Source organism: Motiliproteus coralliicola, from assembly GCF_003345655.1.
In the GTDB taxonomy this organism is placed as follows: Bacteria; Pseudomonadota; Gammaproteobacteria; order Pseudomonadales; family Balneatricaceae; genus Motiliproteus; species Motiliproteus coralliicola.
Map to the genome: position 1 here is coordinate 1505886 of NZ_QQOH01000001.1, position 22686 is coordinate 1528571.

Consider the following 22686-nt stretch of genomic DNA (forward strand, 5'->3'; position numbering starts at 1 on the left):
CCCTTAGCTATTGGCTATAGGGATAAGTACGACGCTCGGTTTCCAGTTTAATTCCAACGACTTTATCGGTATCAAACAGGTTCCCGAAATGATCGTGACGCGGTTTCACCGACGTCAGGCCAGGCTCTTACTGACAATTTCGTAGCTGTCCTTGGACAGCTCTCCGGCCATGATCCTCTCCAGCTGGGCGCGCATCAGCGCCTGACGGCGACTGTCGTAACGTTTCCAGCGTGTCAGCGGAGTCAGTAACCTTGAAGCAATCTGCGGATTCAATTTATCCAGCGCGATCACCTGATCCGCCAGGAACCGGTAACCTTCTCCATCGGCCCGATGGAACTGCACGGCATTCTGACCACAGAAGGCGCCGATGAGTGCCCGAACCCGATTTGGGTTGGTCAAATCAAACAGCGGTTGGGCCATCAACGCCTTAACCTGGGTCAAACTATCGTCCCGCGGCGAAGTTGCCTGGACACTGAGCCACTGGTTGACCACCAGCGGATCCTGCTGCCACTGCTGATAAAACTCTGACAGCGCCTGCTGCCGTTCGGACTCAAAGCCCGAGTGGGCGATCAACGACAACGCGGCTAGCTGATCGGTCATATTGTCGGCACTGGCAAACTGATGTTGGGCCAGCACTAGAATACGCGGCTGTTCCAACGTCATCAGGTAGGACAAGGCCGCATTCTGCAGGCTGCGACGGGCAATTGCGTCGGCGTTGAGTTGGTAGTCCCCTTCGCTACGATTGTGACGGTAGGCATCCATCAGCAACCCTTGCAGCGCCTGGGCCAACTCCCGCTTGACGAACTCGCGCACCAGATGGATCGCTTCCGGGTCGATCACCTCAGCCAGCTCCGCCAGATAGGCTTCGCTGGGGAGAAGCAACAGTTTGGCCACCATCGCCGGGTCCAGACTACGATCGGACAGCACCTTGGTGTAGGCCTCGACCAACGAGCGATCCAGCACCAATTCACGGCCTTGCTGGTAATCGGAGATCAGCCCCTGCATCAGGTCAACCGCCAGTCGCTGCCCCGCATCCCAACGGTTAAAACCGTCGGAGTCATGGGCCATCAGGAACACCAGTTGTTCGGCACTGTAGGGGTAGCGCAGTTTGACCGGCGCCGAGAAACCGCGCAGCAGCGACGGCAGAGGCTGACTGTCGATCCCTTCGAAGACAAACTCCTGCTCGGCCTCGGTCAGGTGCAAGATCTTTGTGGTCTGGCCGTCCCCCAGATCCAGGTCGTTGCCCTGCTCGTCCAGCAGTCCCACCGCCAGCGGGATGTGGAAGGGTTGCTTAGAGTCACTTTCAGGCGTGGCCGGACAGTGTTGGCGAACCTTGAGCCGATATCGACGCTGCTCGGCATCGTAGTCATCGCTGACCTCCACCACCGGGGTACCAGCCTGGGAATACCAGCGTCGGAACTGCCCCAGATCGATACCGGAGGCATCCTCCATCGCCTGGATGAAGTCATCGGTGGTGACCGCCTGGCCGTCATGGCGCTCGAAATACAGATCCGATCCCTTCCGGAACTGCTCTGCGCCCAGCAGGGTATGAATCATCCGCACCACCTCGGCGCCCTTCTCGTAGACCGTCAGGGTGTAGAAATTGGAGATCTCGATATAGCTGGCAGGCCGTACCGGGTGCGCCATCGGGCCGGCATCCTCGGCAAACTGGGCGGTGCGAAGCAGTGACACATCTTCGATCCGCTTTACCGTGCGCGACCCCATGTCGGCGGAGAACTCGGCATCGCGGAAGACCGTGAAGCCCTCCTTCAGGCTGAGCTGGAACCAGTCGCGGCAGGTGACCCGGTTACCGGACCAGTTATGGAAGTATTCGTGCCCGACGATCCCTTCGATCCGCTGGAATCCGGCATCGGTGGTGGTGGCTGGATTGGCCAGTACGCAGGAGGAGTTGAAGATGTTCAGCCCCTTATTCTCCATCGCCCCCATATTGAAATGGTCGACGGCGACGATCATAAAGATATCCAGGTCGTACTCGCGGCCATAGACCTGTTCGTCCCAGGCCATGGATCGCTTCAGCGACGCTAACGCATGGTCGCACTTGTCTAGATTCTGCGGTTCCACGAACAGCCGCAACGCCACCTCCCGGCCGCTCTGGGTGGTAAAGCTGTCGTCGACCTGCTCCAACTTGCCGGCCACCAGCGCAAACAGATAGGCCGGTTTCTTGAACGGATCGTCCCAACGACACCAGTGCCGACCATCCTCCTGCTCGCCCTGCTCCACCGGGTTGCCGTTGGAAAGCAGCACCGGGTAGTCCTGGCGATTGGCAACGATGGTGGTGGTAAACACCGACATCACATCGGGACGATCGAGGTAGAAGGTGATTTTGCGGAAGCCCTCAGCCTCACACTGGGTACAGAACATGCCGTTGGACTTGTACAGACCTTCCAGCGAGGTGTTCTCCTGCGGCTTGATCAGGGTGACACACTCGAGCACAAAGTTGTCCGGCAGTTGCGCAATGGTCAGGGACTCGTCATCACGCTGGTAATCGCTTACGGACAGGTCCTTGCCATCCAGTTGCAAGCGACGCAGCACCAGCGACGTATCGCCATGCAGTTGCAACGCCGCATCACCTTCGTCACTGTCCGGGTTACGGCGCATGCTGAGGCGGGATTTGACCAGCGTGGCCTTTTCACCGAGCTCAAAATGCAGTTCGGTTCGATCGATCAGAAACGGCGGGACTCGATAATCTTTTAGATGGATGGCTCTGGGATTGTCCTTGCTCATGCGCTCTTAACTCGGCTCTGGAAAATGGTAGCGGGCATCAAGGGGCCGGGATCCGGCCCTCCCTAAACAGATATAGTGTAGGTATAGCTCAGGCGTAGAAGTCGACCTGATAGGCGCCAAACTTACGAATATTGATCACCCCGGTATCGAGGATCAGATACTGGCCTTTTATCCCCTGAAGTACGCCTTCGACCACGGCTTGCTTGTCAAAGTTCAGCGAACTGACCTTGCTCGGATACTGACTGACCGGATAGCACAGCTCGATCGGTTCAGCCTCCGTCAGCGGTATGACCGCCGCCTCGCCATACTGCTGCTGCAACTCGGCAATCCCCTCGGCACAGACGCTGAACAGCCGCTCTCGCTCGGCTACCAAGTCCAGGTTCTCGACCTGCCCCTTGAGCATCGCCCGCCAGTTGGTGCGGTCGGCCACGTGATTCTTGTAGAGGATCTCCACCAGCCCGGATCGGTAACGGCTGTCGACCCGGTAGATCGGCAATGCCTGGATCGCGCCCTGGTCGATCCAGCGGGTCGGCACCTGGCTGGCGCGGGTGATCCCGACCTTCAAGCCTGAGGAGTTGGCCAGGTAGACCACATGCTCGGTCATGCAGTTTCGCTGTCCCCAATCGGCATCGCGGCAGGTACCGGCGTCGAAGTGGCACTTCTCCGGACTGACGATACAGCTATCGCACTGGGGTAGCTTTTTGAAACAGGGATAACAGTAACCCTGATTGAAACTCTTGCGTGTGGCCCGGCCGCAATGCTGGCAGTGGATCTCACCGTGGTAGACCAACCGGATCGGTCTGCCAATCAATGGATTCAACGCAAATTCCTGCTGATCCAGCGGCAACCAGTAGTGACAGGGAGACTGAGAGTCGGCTCCCAGTGCGGTTCGCATCTTAGCCAGATGGCCACTGCCCTGCAGCGACAGTTCGGTGGGAAACAACTCCATCATCAGTTCTGCAGAATCTTGACGATTTCCTCGGTACTCTGGCTGGGGCTATGATTCGAGCCGTCGGACTTCTTGCGGGAAATGTAGCCCACCCGCTCCTCCTCCGGCACATGTTGTTCGTCGTAAGCGATCACCGCCTGCATGCAGGCCTCTCGCTCCTCATCCGTCAGGCGCCGACCGTCGGCCCACTTACCCAGCTCAACCGCGGTCTTCATGGTGGCATGGATTTCGGGGGTCATCGATTGCAACAGTTCTTCAAAGGTCATAGCAGCTACCTGTGATCAGTTAACGGATTGGAAACGGGCTGCCGATCATACCATATTCACCCATCGTCGCTGCCACGATGACGCCGTCATTAACCCCATCTATACTCTGCACGCGGCGCTGAAGACTGCGACGCCGATTGATCCAGCAGTCCCTGTTTTACCCATCCATTGGAGCCCCCATGAACGACAACGATCGTATCCAGCTTGAAGCCGCCGCGTTCCGCGGCCTGGTCGCCCACCTGCAAGAGCGCAAAGATGTCCAGAATATCGACCTGATGAACCTGGCCGGTTTCTGTCGCAACTGCCTGTCAAAATGGCTGCTGGCCGCCGCCGAAGAGCGAGGCGTGGAGCTGAGCAAGGACGAGGCACTGGAGCAGGTATATGGTATGAGCTATGCCGACTGGAAGGCCAACCATCAGGCCCCGGCCAGCCAGGAGCAACTGCAGCAGTTCGAAAGCACCAAACCGCTGCACGCCAAAATCAGCGGTCACCGCTAACTCAGGCAGCAACCGCTCTGCTCAACCCATGCGCTATTGAAAAGCTTCGACCCGTTCGTTGATGTGCGGATGGGTCTGAAGGTACTGCTGCAAACCCTGTCCGTCGCCCTCTTCCCGCCCCCCCTGCTTGGCCAACCGTTTCATCAGATCGGCAAAGCGGTACGGTGGAATCTGGTGGCGTTGGAGATAGTCCAACGCAAACTGATCCGACTCGCGCTCGTGTTCTCGGGAATAGGCCAGTTCGGCGAACAGAATCGGCACCCCCAACACCAGATCGGCGGTACCGCTGACATCGCCGGTAATCATCGCCAACACAAACAGAAACATCGAGTTCTGGATAATCCTCCTCAGGCCATGCCGGTGAGCCACATGGCCGATCTCATGGGCCAGAATCGCAACCAGTTCATCGTCATGCTCCGACAGATTCACCAGCCCGTCGGTGAAAATGATCGTACCATCGGGCAGCGCGAAAGCGTTGGCACCGATCGCCTCACTGTGACGGAAGATCACCTTGAGCCCCAGGTCGGCATACTCCGTCAGCGCCGGCTCGAAGTGTGTCAGCAACTGCTGCTGCCGTTGATCGTCCAGCTGACTCGGCTCCAACCAGACCTTCTCGAACACCGCCAGGGTTTGCTCAGAGGCCTGATTCAATAACGATTGCGGCAGGGCTTTGGCCAGCTGCTGAGAAAGATAGGGCACCCCGTAATTGACCGTGCCCCACACACTGGCCACCACCAGCACCAGGGTCAGGGCGACAAAGCGCCAGTTCGCCTCCAGTCGATGGACCATCCCCTGGGCCAGGCCCGGACGAAACCGGGCCACCCATTGATCCACCCCATCGTTTGCCAGGGTTTCGACCCGCTGTCCACCGGGAAGATCCAGATAGCGCGGGCTGTTGGCCAGCCGGCTACTGATCCTGACTTCTGACTGCTCCAACCGAATCAGTACCCGAGCACTCTGCTGCTCGCCGATCACCACCTGCCCATCGGCGTAGAGCGCTAATTGGATTCGGGTACGGGTGGAGCCGTTACCGTCAAAGTAATCCCCATCAAGCCGCAGCAGTGGGTCGGAAGTCACACGCCAAACTCCACATCGAACACTTCACCCAACTCCTCACCCAGGGCCGAGATCTCCTGCTCCTGGGCAGCGACAAAGTGATCGAGATCCTGCTCAGCCCAGAGCTCCAGATGCTCGGCCTTGTAGTAGGCCAGTCGTACCAGCGCCCAAGGCAGGTAGAGCCCGAGGGTGCATAGGGTCAGCACACCGTTGATCAGGGTCAGACGGAAGAACGAGCCATCCTGCCAGCTGCTGGAGAAACTCACCCCGGCATCGGCAATCTCGGTTTGGTTGAACAGCAGGTTGTTGGTGCGGACCGCGACAAAGACGTACAGATAGAAATAGGCCACCGCGATCACGAATGGCGGTAACCCGGGTAGCACAACGGTAAGTCCGAACATCAGTGCAACGCCAACCAGAATGATCAACATCGCCTTGGCATAGATCAGATAAAACGCCTTGCCACAGGGTTTAAGAGTAAAGCGACTGGTTCCGAAGCGGGTATTGTTGATAACAAACTGCATCTGCTTGTACAGCGCTAACGGCATCAGCAATCCGAAGGTAAGAAAACCGACCAGCGGCCACAAAATAAAGGCCTTGGCAGCATCCAGCACCGATCCGTCAAACCCAAAGCGAATATTCCGCCAGGCGGTCATGCGCCGACTGAAACGTAACGATCGCACCACAATCCAGGGCAAGACGATCACAAACAGCAGGGCCATCGCCGCACCGATCATCGGATTAAACTCCGAAGCCAGCGAATAGATCACAAACACCGCTACCGCAATCAGCCGCCCCTTCAGAATCGTCAACGGTTTGGCCAGATAGGCGAAACGGCTCCCGGCCAGCTCGGTATGCCCGTGAAAATACTGTGCATTCCTGACCTTGGCCCAGGCACTGTAGATTCCCAACGTGGCTATCGTCAGCAGCAGGTTGACGATCCAGATGCGAAAATACTCACGGCCTTGACCGTGAAAACTGAGTGGGTACGGGGTTCCGTTAACGTGTTGCGTAGCCGTGGACTGGGCGTTATCCGAATCGCGATAAAAAGGATCGTACCCGTCATCATCGGCGGCAGAGGCGTTACCCAAGCCACTATCAACGACCGCAGCCTGGGGCGCTGATGTCGGCTCCGAGCCCGGAGCATCAGCTTGATTATCAGGCGTTGGCTGCACCGTTGCCTGCTCTGGTCCGGTGCCTGCGATCGAAGCCGTTGCTGCGCTGTGGTTCAGCTCCCGGCCAGTCCCATCATCGACTACCGGGGCCTGTCGACGTCGAAAAGCCACCACACCGATCTGGGCAAGACGAGCCAGGTAGCGGTTGACGCCATCCTCATCGAGGTTTTTCTTGATCACCCGATTGCCCTGGCCAAATAGCCGCTCGGCAACCCTGTCATCGATGGAAAATAGCTGGGCAAAATCGCGCTGAACCTGCGCTGGATCGAAGCCATCAACCACATCACCGCTGATGACCACACTGTAACTTGAGTCGGACATATCCTGTTCCTTGTTGTTCTAATCCATGAACTTCGGATCGATTATGCCTTAAGCACGCTTGAGCACAACAGTACTGGCAGTATCATCACTCCTGCCGGTAGGGGTAACTCAACCATTGATCCGTACCGGCATCAAAGGCGTCGCTAGTCGATGGCAGTCGCGAAACCGCTCGGGACAGCGGCGACTGGGTATCACGCATCAACCGTCGGAGCACCTTGCCTACCTGGCTCTTGGGCAGTTCCGTGCGAAACTCAACCTGTGACGGCACCTTGTAGCCGCTGAGGCGTTCACGGCAATACCCGCGAATCTGCTGAACACTCAACAGCGGGTTACTGGCGACCACAAACAACTTCACCTGCTCTCCGCTGACCGGATCGGGTATGCCGATCACGACACAGTCTTCAACGTCCGGGTGCGCACGCACCACCATCTCCACTTCGTTGGGATACACGCTGAAGCCGGACACATTGATCATGTCTTTCTTGCGATCGATCACCGTCAGGTAGCCCTGAGAATCCAGCCTGACAATATCCCCGGTGTGAAGCCAGCCTTGGGGGTCCAGTACCGCCTCGGTTTCGTCGGGCTGCTGCCAGTAGCCCCGCATCACTTGTGGGCCCCGTACGCAAAGCTCACCACAACCGCTGACCGGAACGTCCATACCCTCTTCATCGACCAGCCGAATCTCGGTCCCGAGTATCGGTACCCCGATACTGCCCATTTTGATCGCATTGGGTGGGTTCACGCTGACGATCGGCGAGGTCTCGGTCAAACCGTAACCTTCGAGTAACTTGGCACCGGTCAGGTTCTGCCACTGCTCGGCCACGTCTGGATTTAGCGGCATCCCCCCGGACAGTGTCCACTTCAGATCGGGCCAGCTGAGCTTATCGAAGCCCGGTTCACGGATCAGTTCGGCAAACAGGGTATTGAGACCGATAAACAGGGTCGGCCGACAACGGCGCAGCTGGCGGACAAAATCTCCCAGATCCCGCGGATTGGTGATCAACACCACTTCGGCACCGATCTCGATCATCAGCAGGCAGCTGACGGTCAGCGAGTAGATATGGTAGAGCGGCAATGGTGCGATCAGCACTTCGTGACCGGGCTCGGTCTCCTGGTCAAGCAGGCTGCGTACCTGAATCAGGTTGGCGAGCAGGTTGCGATGACTGAGGCAGGCACCCTTCGGCCGGCCCGTGGTGCCGCCGGTATACTGCAACAGCGCCAGATCATCTAACTGCCGCGGCGGTGCGTTATAGGGCTGTCGGCTACCCCGGTGCATCGCCTCAACATAATCGATCGCGTCGGGCAATTGGTACTCCGGCACCATCTTCTTCAGATAGCGTACCGACACATTGACCAGCGCTCGCTTCCAAGTCGGCAGCGCATCCCCCAGCTCGGTCACGATCAGGCAGTCGATATCGGTCTGATCAAGGATCCCCTCGAGCTTGTCGGCCGCATTGGCCAGCACCACCAAACCACGAGCACCGGAATCACGCAGTTGATGCGCCAGCTCAACCGGACAGTTCAGCGGATTGAGGTTGACCACCACCAAGCCGGCACGCAGCGCGCCAAGTAACACCACCGGATACTGCATCAGGTTCGGTAATTCGATGGCGAAGCGGTCACCCGGCTCGAGTGAGGTACAGTTCTGCAGGTACGCAGCGAAGTCACGGGCCTGCTGATCCAGCTGACGGTAAGTAATCGTGGTGCCCAGATTGCTGAACGCCGGGCGGTCGGGAAAGCGTCGGCTGCTACGTTCGAGCAGGTCGACCAGGCTGTTCATCCCCTGAAAATCGAGTTCATCGCGAGCCGCACCGAAATCTCCGACTCGCTGCTGGCCAGGTAGTTCGCGCTCTTCGCGCTGGTCCTTGCGTTGCTTAGCCTGCACATCCACTCCATCAAACTATAGTCGCATAGTTATACTAAGGTTGTACTCGCGATCTATACGCAGGTCAAGCGTTACTGAAGCAACGACAAGCGATGGAATTTGAAGCTGTTTTTTTGGTAATGCTAGTCTCAGACTGAGCTTATTGGAGTGCTATTGAGTGGCAATCCTTCGACAAAGACCTGCATCTCCCCCGTTTCCATCCGGTGCCAGGTTTCATTGTCGGTCAGAGGCTCGGTGGCGATGACCGTGACCACATCGTTGGGCTGGGTCTCTTTGCAGAAGTCCACCACCAGATCATCGTCCTTCAACGAAGCCTCACCGAACGGAGCCCGACGGGTAATCCAGGTCAGCTTGGTGGTGCAGTAGGCGAACAGATGGTGCGAGTCGGTCAACAGCATGTTGTAGACACCCAGCTCGCGCAGTTGATCACAGAGTTGCTGGATGGTAGCGCTGAGTTCTTCAATCGCTGGCGGGCTGTCGTAGCGATCGCGCAACTTGCCCAGTAGCCAGCACATGGCGTACTCGCTATCGGTGGTACCAACCGGACGATAGAACCCCAACGGCCAATCGAAGACTTTTTTATCCAGCTGGCCATTATGGGCAAACGTCCAGTGCTGGCCCCAGAGCTCCCGGCTGAACGGATGGGTATTCTCGAGGCTGATCTTACCGACATTAGCCTGACGGATATGGCTGATCACCACATGGCTTTTGATCGGATGCTCGCGAACCAGTTGGGCGATACGCGAGCAGGAGCTGGGTTCCGGATCATGGAAGCTGCGAACCCCTTTACCCTCATAAAACGCGATACCCCAACCATCACGGTGCGGTCCGGTCTGGCCGCCTCGCTGCATCAAACCGGCAAAACTGAAACAGATATCGGTGGGGACATTGGCGCTCATGCCGAGCAGTTCGCACATAGCAACTCCTGATCTTCAAGTGAATTGCTATCAGATTACTGCAATCGAAGAGCCAGCTGAAGTTTGTTGTAGACTTATTGATAGACTCCCGATCATCCTCAACCGACCCCGTACTGCCCATGGACTATCTGATCCCCGCCATAGAGTTAGCCGTGATTGGTCTGATTTTGCTGGCCCTGTTGCTGCCGTCGCGCAAAAAGAAACCAACGCCCAGCGCCGACAAGGACAGCTCCCAGGATGGCTGAAGCCCCTCACCCCCTATGTAAGGGCCGCACAGCCACTGTTGGGTTGATACTGATAGCAACGATCTCGGCCTGCAGTAGCGAGGTACGGCTACCCCAAGGGGTATCGATATCCTCACCGGTCGGCAACTATCAAACTCAGGAAGCCACATCGGCCGGGCACCACTGTGACCTAGGGTCCGATGTCGAGGAGCAACCGAACTCGCAGGATTGCCCATCGAAAGAGATGGCGAATCCACGCCCCGCATCCTCAGAAGATCCGCAATAGGATCGCAGCCAGATAACCGAGCACAAATTCGTATAAGCGCCGCCATAGCGGTCTGGCCAACCAGGACCGCAGGCTGATCTGGTGACTGAATTCAAAATCCCTTCTCAGCTGCTGCTGCAACTGACGACACAGCTGTGGATCGATCACCTCCTGGTTGGCTTCCAGATTCCAACGCAGGTTCCAGTGATCCAGATTACAGGAGCCGATCGAAACCCAGTCGTCACTCAAACAGACTTTGGAATGGTTAAAGCTGGCTCGGTATTCATAGATCTTCACCCCCGCCCGTAACAGTCGCTGGTAGTATCGCCGCGAGGCATAGAAGATCCCCGGATGGTCGGACAGGTCACCGGGCAGCAGCAGCCTGACATCCACGCCCCGCCTGGCCGCACGGCGCAACGCCCTGCGGATCGACCAGGACGGCAGAAAGTAGGCCGTCACCAGCCAGAGCCGTTGTTCGGACTCGTTGATTCGACGGCGGAAGTTGATTTTGATCTCCTGCTGCTGGGGGCCCTCGCAGGTTGAAACCTTCATCAAGCCACCGCGCTCTGCGATGAATTCCGAGCTGGCAGAATGGACGCTTGAACCGTCCCGTCCGGCGTCCGCGAGGCCATAACCAGCGTTGGAGAACCTGAAAGGCGTAAACGTCAGTTGCTGGGCCCGACACCAGCGCCAGACCCGGGCAAACAGCTGCTCCCAATCGGTCACCACCGGGCCTTCAATCCGCAGCATCAGTTCATGCCAGCCCGCCCCCTGCGGGGCCGGTAGAAACTCATCACAAAGGCCGGTACCGCCGACAAAGGCCACCCGACCGTCAACCGCCAATAGCTTGCGATGGTCGCGGGCAAAGTTACGGTTCCATTTATCGACCCGAAGCCGGTTGTAGAACGCCAGCTCGACCCCGGCATCCCGTAACCGCTGTCGGTCGCTGGCCACCAATCCACGGCTGCCGAAATCATCCAGCAGGAACCACACCCTCAGGCCGCGCTGTCGCGCCCTGACCAGACTGTCGATCAGCTCGTCCATCACCCGTCCCGAGCTGACCAGATAGAACTCCAACAGGATTCGTTCCTGGGCCTGGTCGATCGACTCCACCATGGCGGGGAAGTAGCGAGCCCCTCCCACCAGCAGCCGGCTGTGGTTGCCATCACGCCACGGCCAAGGCTGACGACGGTACAGACCGGTTTGATTCAGTTGGCGAACAAGTGATCCTTTCATCGGCAGTTAAGCCTGCTAAGCGATGAGATGGGTTAATCAGTGCCATCCTGGTGCTGTCCAGCAGACACCGGTCAGTGCTGATAGTCACCATAAAGTTTGGCGTACAAGCCATCACTTTCAAGCAGTTGCTGATGACTTCCGCTTTCACAGATGGTGCCGTCTTCGAATACATAGACATGATCGGCCTGCTTCACCGCGCTGAGGCGGTGGGCCACGATCAGGGTCGTGCGCCCCGCCAGGAAGGTCTCCATCGCCCGGTGAAGCGCAAATTCGGTTTCGGCATCCAGTGCCGAGGTGGCTTCGTCCAGAATGACCACCTTGGGATCGGTCAGTACCATACGGGCGATCGCCAACCGCTGCCGCTGACCGCCGGAAAGCCGGATCCCCTGCCGTCCCACCAGGGTATCCAGCCCCTGGTCCATCTGCGCGACAAAGTCTTTCAGCTGTGCGACTTCCAGCGCATGCCAGAGTCGCTCTTCGTCGTGACGCTGCCCCATCTCCAGATTGGCACGAACCGTGCCGTTGAACAGCGCCGGCTGCTGCAGCACCGTGGCCACATGCTGGCGTACCTTGGCCAGCCCGATCTGCTCCACCGGCACCCCATCGAACCGGATCTGGCCGGCATTGGCCGGATAAAGCCCCAGCAACACCTGCACCAGGGTCGATTTACCGCCACCGCTGGCCCCCACCAGGGCAATCTTTTCACCGGGACGGATCGACAGGCTGATACCGTTGAGCACATCAACCCCGGACTGATAGGCAAAGTGCACATCTTCCAGTTCGATCGCGACGGTCGGCTTACCGACAAAGGGATCCTGCAGGCTGGGATATTGTGGTTCTTCGTGCAGCGCCAGCAGACGGTTGATCCGTCCCAGGGCAGCGTCGGCAGCGTAATAGCTGTACTGCATCCGCAACAGTTCCTGCACCGGCCCCATCATGAACCAAAGGTAACCGAATACCGCGATCATCTGGCCGATACTCAGACTCGACAGCACCACCATCATCATCGCCACGGCCCGAAACAGGTCGAAGCCGACCAGGAACACCACAAAGCTGAGTCGATTGGCCGCGTCCGAGCGCCACTCGAAGGTGCAGGAGTGCTGGCGTACCTGATCGGCGCTATCCACCAGTCTTGCCAGGTAGTGGCGCTCGCGGTTGCCGGCCCGGATCTGCTGGATCGCGTCCAGGGTTTCGGTCAGGGTTTCCTGAAAGATCTCATAGGCGCTGTTCTCGCGCCGCTTGAGCCGTTTCACCTGCCGACCGATCCGCATCGTGACCCAGATCACCAGCGGATTCATAAACAGGATGAACAGCGCCAGCTGCCAGTGCAGCCATAACAGCACCCCCGCCGTACCGATGATGCTGAGACTGGCCACCAGCAATTTGCTGACCGACTCGCCGACAAAGCGGTCGATGGTATCCAGATCGGTGACAAAGTGGGAACTGACCGCGCCGCTGCCGAGGGTCTCGTATTCGGCCATCGAAATCCGCTGCAGTCGGGTCAGCATCCCTTTGCGCATTCGGAAAATGATGTCTTTGGAGATGATAGTGAACTGGCGCCCCTGCCAGACATTGAACACCAGCGCCATAATCCGCAGCACCACCGTCAGCGCCAGTACCGCAAAGATATACAGGGCCGGCGCACGCCAATCGGTCGGGAAAAGCGAATCGATGGCAGCCACCATCGCGCCCGGCTGCTGCAGTAACACTTCATCGACCAGCAACGGCATCAGCAACGGCAGCGGAACCGCGGCCAGTGCGGCGGCGATAGCAACCAGATTGGCCAGCACCAGCTCGCGTTTATGCTGGCGGGCCACTTCGAGGATAAACCCCCAGTCGTACCCGTCAGACGGGACCTTGTACCTGGAGGTGGGTTTAGACGCTGAATCAGGCGCTGGAATCGGCTTCAATCATCGGTCTCCAATAGGCGATCTCCACGATGGCCCGCCGACTGGGCGTAACGACGAGGCCCGGGAATAGAGTCGCCTGTTAGTTTTTTGGACTACCGGCACAACGGGCCGAGTCAGGGACCTCGCCGCCTTTGGCCTGCCACTCTTCGGCACTGAAGGCGTGAATCACCAGGGCATGAACCGGCCCATCGAGTTCGTCGCGCAGCAGACCGTAAACCATCTGATGGCGCGCCACCGGGCGTTTGCCGACAAAGTCGTCCGAGACCAGCGTCAATTTGAAATGACTGTCGGTGGCCGGACCACTGTGCATGTGGCTTTCGTTGGCAATGGCCAGATGGATCAGGTCCAGACCTGCACGGAGTTTCTGTTCGATCGTCGACTGCATAGATACCTCTTAAGCTAACCCGCCGGTCGCGACGCCTGCAATCAGCGCACCCGGCTACTCCAAGCATAGCCGACCGGACAAAGCGCTGATTGTAGGCAGATAACCACGGCGAGAACAGCCGGATCAGGTTATTCCTCGGTCTTTGCGGAATTCTGAGGCTGCCGCTCCAAGCGGTTGAAATGACGATGGATACGCCGGGTCGCAGCCCAGATCACCAACATCACCAGCGGTATCGACGCCAGGGTAGCCATCTCGGCATTGATCGGTACCCCCAGCTTATCCAGCAGTTCAAAGCCCAACTTCAGGATGCTGATCAGGTAGTAGCTGATCGCCACCACCGACAGCCCTTCGACGGTCTGCTGCATCAGCAACTGAATCTTGCCGCGCCTATCCAACGAGCTCATCAGCCCTTGATTCTGCTCCTCCAGGGTCAACTGTACCCGGGTGCGGAGCAAGCGGCTGGCACGGTCGATTCGGGTCGACAGGTCATCCAGCATCCGGCCGGTAGATTCGCAAGTACGCACCGCCGGGGTCAGTCGACGTACCAGAAATTCATTCAGGGTCAGATGACCGGCAACCTCCCGATCCAGCTCTCGGAGCACCTCCAGCCGCTGTTCCACCACCTGGTGATAGGCCTTGGTGGCTGAGAAGCGGTAGTTGCTGCGGGCGCGAAACCCCTCCACCTTGGCCGCCATCGATGATAGCCGATCCAGCAACTCCCGCTCGCCCTCCGGGCTGTCCAGATCGGCGATCTCGCACATTACCGCTTCGAGCTGATCATCCAGTGACTCCAGCTGCGGCTGAATCTCCCTCGCCAACGGCAACCCCAGGGAGGCCATCAAACGGTAGGTTTCCAGCTCGATAAAGCGCTGCGCCATACGTCCCAGCTGAGACTCACTCAGACCACGGTTATACAAAATAAAGCGCCCGAAGCCGTCGCTGTGAAGTCGGAAGGTCGTCCACACCGAGGCTTTACCATTGGCCGGCTGCGAACCGACCAAACGCAGATTCTCGAAATAGCCGGCCACCTGCTCAACCGGCGGTTCCGGTTTGGTAGTAACATCTTCAATCAGCATATGGAAGGCCGCCACCACCGTGCCCGGCAGCTGCGCCAGCCAATCCGGTGGCAGCAGGTCAACGGCGTTGTGGGCGAACGGCATCCCCTGCAGTTCTCCCTTGCGGATAAAGGTGTAGCCGGAAAACTCGGTATGTCGCTCCCAACGCAACTCGAATAAGCCGAAATCCTGATGGTAGCAGGGCATATTGGCGGTGGGTGCGGTCACCTGATAACGGTCGCAAAGTGCGGTCAGTAGCTCCAGCTCGCGCTGCTGATCCTTGCCGCCATGCTTGATCGCAATATGGGTCAGCTGCGACGGCGATGGCAGAATCCGATAGGGTCGACTGTGCAGCTCGTTATAGAGCCCTTCGCGCAACGGATGGGGCTGTAACGGCCCCTGCCCCAACTTAAATGACGGCGCTGTCTCAACGGTTTCAAGCCGCTGAGTCGCCGGTGGCGTGTTTGACATGAATATATCCCCAAAAAATGTTGTGCAGGCATATATAGCATCCGACGAAAGTCTTAGAAACTACCTATCACGGTCATTTTATGTAACCAACCCGGCACTTTGGCACTATTACCCGGTGGACAAATAGGCTTCTGCCTAATTGCCCATCGCCTATCAAAAATCGGCACAGTTGCGCGGAACTACTTGTTTTTAACAGGCTCGCATTGGCTTTCAGCCAATGATTGATACAAGGATGTATCAATGTATTAACCCGGCGGGCTAATAATCGGGTTACCTCATCAGGGGTATCAAACGGGCAAGAATCTCGACGCCATCACTGGCCGAAGTTACAGCGAAGCCAGCATCAATGGCTCTGCGGCGGCATCAAACGCCAAACTCAGCGGCTTCAGTTCGAACCACTCCTGCAACAGCTGCTGACTCAGGGGCTCGGGCCAATGACGGCCCAGCTCATCCCAGGCGCCCAGCTCGTTTTCCAGCAGTGATTGCCAGCTGTGTTGCAACTGCTCGGCCAGTAGTTGATCGGCGTCCAGCTCATCCGATTCGGCCTCATCGAGCAGATAGACCCGTCCTTCAACCTCGAGCGCGGCCAGACTGAGCGGCTGCTCCAACTCGCTGATCTCTGATGGCAGGGCATTGACCCAGTCCAGGTAGGGTTGACGAGGCAGTACCAGCAGGGCCGAACGATTAAGCAGTTTCATCTGTAATTCCAAGCCGTAACGATAAAAAGCTGATTATAACCGGCCACGGCAGTATGCTAAGGGGCTTAATCGCAGGTTCCTTAGCCTTGAAGATCACTCATAAACCTTGAAGATCAACCCTACGCCGATCACCGTGCATGAATATTCGCGTTCTTGACAGTCTGCAGACCCGCCAGCAGTGGATCGAATTCTGCCGCCGCGAGCAGCCCTACTGTTTTGTGCGTCAACCCGATGTACTGGTGGATTTTCAGAGCAATCACCTGCAGCTCACTCTGCTGAACCGCCAGGTCCGCCATGGCCAGCAAGCGCTCAAATACAGCGTCGGCTCCAGAACCAGCGTTGCGCCGGCGTGGCAATTTATCAAAGCCTGCCAGTTCGATCTGTGCCGGATGGTCGAACTGCTGCAACAGCAGGATTTTGACGGCAATGCTCGCGACAATGCGGCCTTGGGGATCATTCGCAATATCACAATCCGGCAGTTCTTTGCCAAAGAGCGCAGTGTCATTTCACCCGCTTTTCTAGGGCCACTGAGCCCGTTAAGCACCCCGCCCGAGTTCTGGGATCTTCACAGCGCCTGCCGATTACTGGCTAACCGACAGTATGATGATCTGCGTTGCGACAGCCGCAGCCATCCAAGTCCTGCGCCCGATCCGCGCGCCTTGCTGCTGGCACTGATCGAAAATCCTGAAAACTGGCAGTTGCAACAACGTCATAATCGCCTGTATATCTTCCGTGATCAGAAGCACCTGTATAGTCTGATACCTGATATCGCTGTGGATACCGAGATCCCCGACAGAGCCCTCGGTTATTCGCCAACCCCCAACAACGCGATGGAGCTCAGCCCGTGAGTCAAACCCAAAGCCCCGACAGCAGTAACAGTTCAAGTCCCTGGTATCAACAGATGAGCCAGGTGGTCGAGCAGCTCGGCGCGGATGGTTTTTTCGCGGCATTGTTCGAGGCGCTGTCGTCCCAGCTACCGCTGGATCACCCCCAGGTTTGGCTGTTCCGCGCCAACAAACTACCGGCGCTGCTCTATCACGCCATCGCCCGGGGAGACCGGGAAATCCAGATCGACGGTTACATCGCCGGCGCCTATCGCCAGGACCCGTTCTATCGTGAAGGGCGCCGTGGCGCTGACGGCCTGTTCCGGATCACCGAGATCGGTGCCAACCAGTTCAAACAGAGCGAGCGCTACGCCGGTTACTTCTCACAGATGAACGTCTGCGACGAAGTGGGCTACCTCTACGAACTTGGCGAAGGAACCTTTATCAACCTGACCCTGCAACGGCGCCAGCACAGCGAGCGATTCAGCGACGAAGAGCTGAATTTCCTGCACCGCGCCGAACCGCTGATACGAGCATTGACGGAAAAACACTGGAACCTGTACCGCGATCAGCTCAGCAACCAGAACGAACTCGAGGACAGCATCGAACGGGCGATCCGACTGTTCGGTTCCTCGGTGCTGACCGAGCGCGAACACCAGACCCTGCAGCTGATGCTACGTGGCTACAGCTCCCAATCTGCCGCCGAGCGGCTGGAGATCTCGATCGAGACCCTGCGTCGCCATCGCAAGCATATCTACCAGAAACTCGATATCGGCTCCCAGGCCGAACTGTTTTCGCTGTTTATCAACTGCCTGCCCTACCTGCCCCCGGAGGAGGACGGCGACCCCCTGGTGCCCTATCAATCCCCCCAGTCCAGCGATCCCTAAGGAAACGGGATGGACTCCCCCTCCATCCCATTTCCCTAACGTCTGGCACCATCGACTGACCCGTTTAGGGCATACGCAGCACCGAGCCGCAGCGATAGGCTATGGATGCTACCCACGATTCCGATCGTGCGCGGCAACCGGCACCAACGCCTATTTACAGCGGAGAAAAGAACATGGGGCAACCCGATCCGAGCCTGGGCTGGCAGCAAGCACAACAGTTCCTCAGCGATAACCCTGACCTGGAGCTGATCGAAGTCCTGTTGACCGATCTCAACGGCACCCAACGGGGCAAGTGGATCGAACCTCACAAGCTCGACAAATTATTCCAGTGGGATTTCAAGATGCCGCTGAGTGCGGTGATGCCGGACATCTGGGGCCGCGACATCGAGCCGCTGTGCGATCGTACCGGCGATGCCGACGGCCTGATCAAGCCGGTGGTCTCGACCCTGAAGCGCGAACCCTGGCTGGCCCGCCCCACCGCCCAGATGATGATGTCGATGGTGCAACAGCGAGGCTCACCCTGGGGTTGTGATCCCCGGGTCGTACTGGAGCAGGTCCTGGCACGCTATCAAGAACGAGGCTGGACCCCGGTGATGGCACCGGAGCTGGAATTCTACCTGTTCCAGAGCCAGCGCGGCGAACAGGGCCAACCGCTGCTGCCCGGTACCAGCCTGCACGGCGACTGCCAGATCGGCGGTCAGGTCTACAGCACCGAGATGCTGCAGGATAGCGCCGAGCTGCTACACGAGATCCGCCAGTCCTGTAACGAGATGGGATTGCCGCTGGACGGCCTGGTTAAGGAGTTGTCGGCCGGGCAGTTTGAACTCAATATGTTCCACCAACAGAATCCGCTGAAGGTGGCCGATGATGTGCAGACCCTCAAGCGTTTGATCAAAGGGGTCGCCCGCAAGCACGACCGCACCGCCTCCTTTATCGCCAAACCGGCCGCCGAATTGGCCGGCAACGGCATGCATGTCCATGTCAGCCTGCTGGATGCCGACGGCAATAACCTGTTTGACGATGGAACCGACCAGGGCAGCGACCTGCTTCGTCATGCGGTGGCCGGTCTGGCCCAGACGCTGCCGGATTCAATCCTGCTGCTGGCCCCTCACCTGAACTCATACCGCCGAATGGGCGGCGTCCACACCCCCAAGGTTGCATCCTGGGGCTACGAAAACCGCAATGCCAGCCTGCGAATCCCCAATGGCGCCGCGGCGGCGCGCCGGATCGAGTACCGCCTCGCCGGAGCAGACAGCAATATCTACCTGCTGCTGGCCACCATGTTGGCCGGGGTACTCTACGGCATCGACAACCAACTGCAGCCGGAAGCCCCCTCACAGGATTTCGAAAGCAGCCAAAACAGTAAGATCAATCTGCCAACCAACTGGTACAGCGCATTGGAGCAGTTCGAGCGCTCGGAATTTATGCGTGAATACCTCGGCCGCGATTTCACCGAGGCCTATGCCATCATCAAGCAGCGAGAACAGGAGGAGTTCCGCCAGCATATCTCCAAACTGGAGTACGAAACCTACCTGGCGCTGGTCTGAGCCCGACTCTGACCCGGTAGATTACTGCCGATAATCAACAGCAGCGCCGGGATCTGCATCAGGATGCCGTACAGCAGCACCGCCGCCGACATCTGCGGCTGCTGCAGCACCGCACCGGTCACCAGCAGCGCGGTGCCGGCATTCTGGATTCCCACCTCGATCGCCAGCGTACGACCCGCCGCCGCATCGGCGTCCACCAGCCTCGCCAGCTGGTAACCGAGCAACATCGCCAGGGTCGCGATCAGCAGTATCAGCGGAGCCAGCAAGCTCAGGTAGGATTCCAGCCTGTCCCAGTTGCTCCAACTGATCAACCCGATCACCGCCAGCATAAACACCAGCGCCAGCGCCTTGACCAGCGGCTGCACCGCGAGTGCGAAGGCGCTGAAGCGGCGCCGCAGCAACATCCCCAGCAACACCGGTAGCAAAGCCATCAAAACCAGTTTCAGCATCGTCGGTAGTACAGGAAACGGCTGATCCAGCGCCCCGGCCTGCCAGAACTCCAACGCCACCGCGGTACCCACGGGCAGGCTCAGCGGTACGATCAGACTGCTCAGGCCGGTCAGGCTGACCGATAGCGCCAGATCACCCCGGCACAGGTGGCTGATCAGATTCGAGGTGGCACCACCGGGGGCCAGCGCTACGATCATCAACCCCACCGCCAGCTCGGTCGGCAGTGACCACAACTGCAGCAGTACGAACACCAGCAGCGGCAACAGCAACAGCTGCCCAACCAGACCGGCCAGCAGCAGCTTAGGGCGTTCCAGCAAACGCCGAAAATCGGACAGAGTCAGGCCCAGGCCCAACCCCAGCATCAGGCAGAACAGCGCTGCCGGTAACAGAATTTGCGATAACATCATGGGACGGCAATATAAAAGCTACCTAATGTAAAAGCTACTAAGGAACCTACGAATAAGTCCTTGCTAGCTTCTGGCTTTCAGCTTGGTTCGCAATCCAGGCGTAGCTTTGAAGCAATGTCTAGACCTTGCGAAAAGCTACAACGCAGAGTGCGGGCCAAGCTGAATGCCCCCCCCTTAATCAAAAGCGGGGCAAGGCCTGAAGCACACAATTTCGTCGTTGCAACCTTTGCTAAGGACTAAGGCCATTAGCTGCCGCTTGCGCCTAGAACTTGCGCACTTCAGGCGCTTGCAGAAGCCGCAGGGACTTGTTCGAAGGTTCCCTACCTTCTCCCAATCACCAGTGAGGAGGCAACGGTCTACACTCAAGGCTTAAGCCACCGGAGTCAAAGAATGCGAACCACCAACCAACAACGATCCACCCGACTGAAATCAAGCTGGCATTATCTGCTCGTTCCCTGCCTGTTGATACTGTCCCAGCCGAGCCAGGCATTTGAACTGAGCCTGATGCCGGGTTACAGCGGTGGCGGTGAGTTCGAGCAGAGCGGCAGCGGTGACCCCGTCGACATCGACGATTCGGCCAATTTCAGCGTCATTGCCAGCTTCGAGTCAGAACCCAACAAAGCCTACGAATTGCTCTACAGCCAACAAAACAGCACCCTGCATGACACTTCCGGCAATGACTTGAGTGATATCCGGGTCCACTACCTGCAGCTTGGTGGTCACTATTTTTTCCAAGGGCGCGAGTCGCTATCCCCGTTTGTATCCGGCGGCATCGGGCTTAGCCTATTCGAACCCAAGTCCGGCAGCGATCAACTATTACGCCCGTCGATGAGCCTGGCTATCGGCTTCAACTGGCAGTTCAGCCAGCAACTGAGCTGGCGAACCGAACTGCGCGGTTACGGCACTCTGGTCAACGATCGCACCCAGATCGCCTGCGGAACCGGATGCAATATCCGGGTTGAGGGAGACCTGCTGACCCAGTGGCAGTTATCCACCGGTCTGAGCCTTCGCTTCTGACAGCTCCTTAGCCCAACAACTCAGGTGGGCGAAGTTGCCTGTATTCTGGCTGAAATCGCCATTGGTCACGCACCCTGCGGCTGGCAAGATCCAGTGAGCCTATTCACCTAGCGGACAAATAAGTTTCCATCATATTTGTCCGTCGCCCATGAAAAAACCGGCGCCGTTATGCGAAACGGCTTGTTTTTATTAGGCTCGCATTGGCCTACGACCAATGTTGATGCATCCCTGCATCAATCTTTTAACCCGGTGGGTTAATAAGATAACAACAACGCCGACACCGGAGGTCCAGCATGAGCTCTGCCGACAACAGCCACATCGAATGCCCCAACTTCGAAACCCTTTCCCTTAGCCTCGCAGACGGTATCGCCACCGTCAGCCTGAACAATCCAGACAAGGCCAACGCCATGAACGCCGCCATGTGGCGCGAACTGCAGCAATGTTTCGAGTGGATCGATTCAGAGCCCGGTGCCCGCGTAGCCATCCTAGCCGGTGAAGGCAGACACTTCTGTGCCGGTATCGATATCACCGCCATGGCCGATTTTATTCCCCGCCACACCAAGGATCAGCAACGGATCAACGAACAGCTACGGCTAAATATCAAGCGCCTACAGGGCAACCTGACCGCCATTGAGCGTTGCCGCAAGCCGGTACTGGCGGCGATCCAGGGCGCTTGTATCGGAGGGGGCGTGGATATGATCTGCTGCGCCGATATGCGCTACGCCAGCCGCGACGCCTATTTCACCATCAAGGAGATCGACCTGGCTCTGACCGCCGATGTCGGCACCCTGCAACGCCTGCCCCACCTGATCGGCCGCGGCCAAGCCAACGAACTGGCTCTGACCGGTCGTCGCTGCGAGGCGGACGAGGCACAGCAATTGGGGCTGGTTAATCGGGTCTACGATGATTCAGCCCAGATGTTGGATGAGGTTGGTAAGCTGGCCGCCGATATCGCCGCCAAATCGCCGCTGGCAATTCGCGGCACCAAGGAGATGCTGCTCTACAGTCGTGATCACAGCGTCGAAGATGGGCTCAATTATGTCGCCACCTGGAACTCGGCGATGCTGCACCAGCAGGAGATGTTCAAGGCCGCCATGAGCAAAGCTCAAACGCCGGAGTTTGAGGATTAAGGCTTAAGACGGGATTGCCTAGAGGGCTTGGGGAGTGGACCGGAGCCATCGGTTCGATGGCTCCAGTACGGAGTAAAACCCTGGATTAACCCTGGGTTTGCTCGGCTTCCGCCGGCTTGGTCTGTTGCTGCTGCAACTTCTCCTGCTGCTCTTCCCAACGCCCCAGCGCATCGTAGTAGTGATCCCAGATACAAGGGCAGCAACCGCCACCACAGCATTCGTGACCTTTGGGGCGGACCGGTTTCTCGAGCAGTTCGGGCATGGTTTCTCCGTGTTCAATCGCGCAACGTCATTAAAATGATAGATCGCATTTTACCCGATCAATCCCGTCAACCATAGCGCCCGGGGCCAATCCCCATTATCAAGCTG

21 protein-coding genes are annotated in these 22686 nt (G+C 58.2%); 7 read left to right on the forward strand and 14 right to left on the reverse strand.

Going from position 1 to position 22686, the window contains the following annotated elements:
- Positions 1-114: 114 nt before the first annotated feature.
- The 3 genes from pepN to DV711_RS06750 form a co-directional block, all read right to left on the reverse strand.
- Positions 115-2745, reverse strand: coding sequence for an aminopeptidase N (gene pepN / locus DV711_RS06740; RefSeq protein WP_114694838.1), 2631 nt, complete (start codon positions 2743-2745; stop codon positions 115-117).
- Between the two features lie 88 nt (positions 2746-2833).
- Entirely contained in the window at positions 2834-3697 is an 864-nt protein-coding gene (locus DV711_RS06745; RefSeq protein ID WP_207802546.1) for a DUF2797 domain-containing protein, read from the reverse strand.
- Positions 3697-3960, reverse strand: a complete 264-nt coding sequence (locus DV711_RS06750; RefSeq protein WP_114694839.1) for a YeaC family protein — start codon at positions 3958-3960, stop codon at positions 3697-3699. The genes DV711_RS06745 and DV711_RS06750 overlap by 1 nt, the downstream gene beginning before the upstream one ends.
- Positions 3961-4139: 179 nt before the next feature.
- On the opposite strand from DV711_RS06750, the gene DV711_RS06755 reads away from it, so the two are divergent.
- Complete coding sequence (locus tag DV711_RS06755; protein WP_114694840.1) at positions 4140-4457, forward strand: DUF1244 domain-containing protein; 318 nt, start codon at positions 4140-4142, stop codon at positions 4455-4457.
- A 33-nt stretch (positions 4458-4490) separates the two neighbouring features.
- Here DV711_RS06755 and DV711_RS06760 read toward each other — a convergent pair whose 3' ends face one another.
- The 4 genes from DV711_RS06760 to DV711_RS06775 all read right to left on the reverse strand — a co-directional run bounded on the left by DV711_RS06760 (position 4491) and on the right by DV711_RS06775 (position 9811).
- Positions 4491-5534, reverse strand: coding sequence for a M48 family metallopeptidase (locus DV711_RS06760; RefSeq protein ID WP_114694841.1), 1044 nt, complete (start codon positions 5532-5534; stop codon positions 4491-4493).
- Positions 5531-7009 (reverse strand): YjgN family protein, encoded by a 1479-nt coding sequence (locus tag DV711_RS06765; RefSeq protein WP_114694842.1) that lies wholly within the window; start codon positions 7007-7009, stop codon positions 5531-5533. Before DV711_RS06765 ends, DV711_RS06760 begins: the two co-directional genes overlap by 4 nt.
- A gap of 85 nt (positions 7010-7094) precedes the next feature.
- Entirely contained in the window at positions 7095-8894 is a 1800-nt protein-coding gene (locus DV711_RS06770; RefSeq protein ID WP_114694843.1) for an AMP-binding protein, read from the reverse strand.
- 128 nt (positions 8895-9022) lie between these two features.
- Complete coding sequence (locus DV711_RS06775; RefSeq protein WP_114694844.1) at positions 9023-9811, reverse strand: class II glutamine amidotransferase; 789 nt, start codon at positions 9809-9811, stop codon at positions 9023-9025.
- A gap of 119 nt (positions 9812-9930) precedes the next feature.
- On the opposite strand from DV711_RS06775, the gene DV711_RS19675 reads away from it, so the two are divergent.
- A complete protein-coding gene (locus tag DV711_RS19675) occupies positions 9931-10056 on the forward strand; it encodes a hypothetical protein (RefSeq protein ID WP_279386509.1) in 126 nt (41 codons plus the stop codon).
- 247 nt (positions 10057-10303) lie between these two features.
- Here DV711_RS19675 and DV711_RS06780 read toward each other — a convergent pair whose 3' ends face one another.
- From DV711_RS06780 to DV711_RS06800, 5 genes are all read right to left on the reverse strand, one after another.
- On the reverse strand, positions 10304-11536 hold the full coding sequence (locus DV711_RS06780) for a phospholipase D-like domain-containing protein (protein WP_114694845.1): 1233 nt from the start codon (positions 11534-11536) through the stop codon (positions 10304-10306).
- Positions 11537-11607: 71 nt separating this feature from the next.
- Positions 11608-13446, reverse strand: a complete 1839-nt coding sequence (locus DV711_RS06785) for an ABC transporter ATP-binding protein (RefSeq protein WP_341537585.1) — start codon at positions 13444-13446, stop codon at positions 11608-11610.
- A gap of 79 nt (positions 13447-13525) precedes the next feature.
- The gene (locus tag DV711_RS06790) at positions 13526-13831 is read right to left on the reverse strand and encodes a BolA family protein (protein WP_114694846.1); all 306 of its coding nucleotides are present in this window, start codon (positions 13829-13831) and stop codon (positions 13526-13528) included.
- Between the two features lie 128 nt (positions 13832-13959).
- Positions 13960-15357 carry a DUF3422 family protein gene (locus DV711_RS06795; protein ID WP_114694847.1) on the reverse strand — a complete coding sequence of 466 codons (1398 nt, stop codon included), beginning with the start codon at positions 15355-15357 and terminating at the stop codon, positions 13960-13962.
- Positions 15358-15683: 326 nt separating this feature from the next.
- Positions 15684-16055, reverse strand: a complete 372-nt coding sequence (locus DV711_RS06800) for a hypothetical protein (protein WP_114694848.1) — start codon at positions 16053-16055, stop codon at positions 15684-15686.
- A gap of 137 nt (positions 16056-16192) precedes the next feature.
- On the opposite strand from DV711_RS06800, the gene DV711_RS06805 reads away from it, so the two are divergent.
- The 3 genes from DV711_RS06805 (at position 16193) to DV711_RS06815 (ending at position 19313) form a co-directional block, all read left to right on the forward strand.
- On the forward strand, positions 16193-16903 hold the full coding sequence (locus tag DV711_RS06805) for a hypothetical protein (RefSeq protein ID WP_114694849.1): 711 nt from the start codon (positions 16193-16195) through the stop codon (positions 16901-16903).
- Positions 16900-17766 (forward strand): response regulator transcription factor, encoded by an 867-nt coding sequence (locus DV711_RS06810; protein ID WP_114694850.1) that lies wholly within the window; start codon positions 16900-16902, stop codon positions 17764-17766. Before DV711_RS06805 ends, DV711_RS06810 begins: the two co-directional genes overlap by 4 nt.
- Positions 17767-17939: 173 nt before the next feature.
- Positions 17940-19313 (forward strand): glutamine synthetase family protein, encoded by a 1374-nt coding sequence (locus DV711_RS06815; RefSeq protein WP_114694851.1) that lies wholly within the window; start codon positions 17940-17942, stop codon positions 19311-19313.
- Here DV711_RS06815 and DV711_RS06820 read toward each other — a convergent pair.
- On the reverse strand, positions 19295-20170 hold the full coding sequence (locus tag DV711_RS06820; RefSeq protein WP_114694852.1) for a bile acid:sodium symporter family protein: 876 nt from the start codon (positions 20168-20170) through the stop codon (positions 19295-19297). The two genes, DV711_RS06815 and DV711_RS06820, sit on opposite strands and share 19 nt — an antisense overlap.
- A 390-nt stretch (positions 20171-20560) precedes the next feature.
- Here DV711_RS06820 and DV711_RS06825 point away from each other — a divergent pair, with 390 nt between their 5' ends.
- Positions 20561-21187 (forward strand): porin family protein, encoded by a 627-nt coding sequence (locus tag DV711_RS06825; RefSeq protein ID WP_114694853.1) that lies wholly within the window; start codon positions 20561-20563, stop codon positions 21185-21187.
- A 293-nt stretch (positions 21188-21480) separates the two neighbouring features.
- Positions 21481-22317: a crotonase/enoyl-CoA hydratase family protein gene (locus DV711_RS06830; RefSeq protein ID WP_114694854.1), complete on the forward strand. Its 837-nt coding sequence runs from the start codon at positions 21481-21483 to the stop codon at positions 22315-22317.
- Between the two features lie 85 nt (positions 22318-22402).
- Here DV711_RS06830 and DV711_RS06835 read toward each other — a convergent pair whose 3' ends face one another.
- Complete coding sequence (locus DV711_RS06835) at positions 22403-22579, reverse strand: oxidoreductase-like domain-containing protein (protein WP_114694855.1); 177 nt, start codon at positions 22577-22579, stop codon at positions 22403-22405.
- Positions 22580-22686 lie beyond the last annotated feature (107 nt).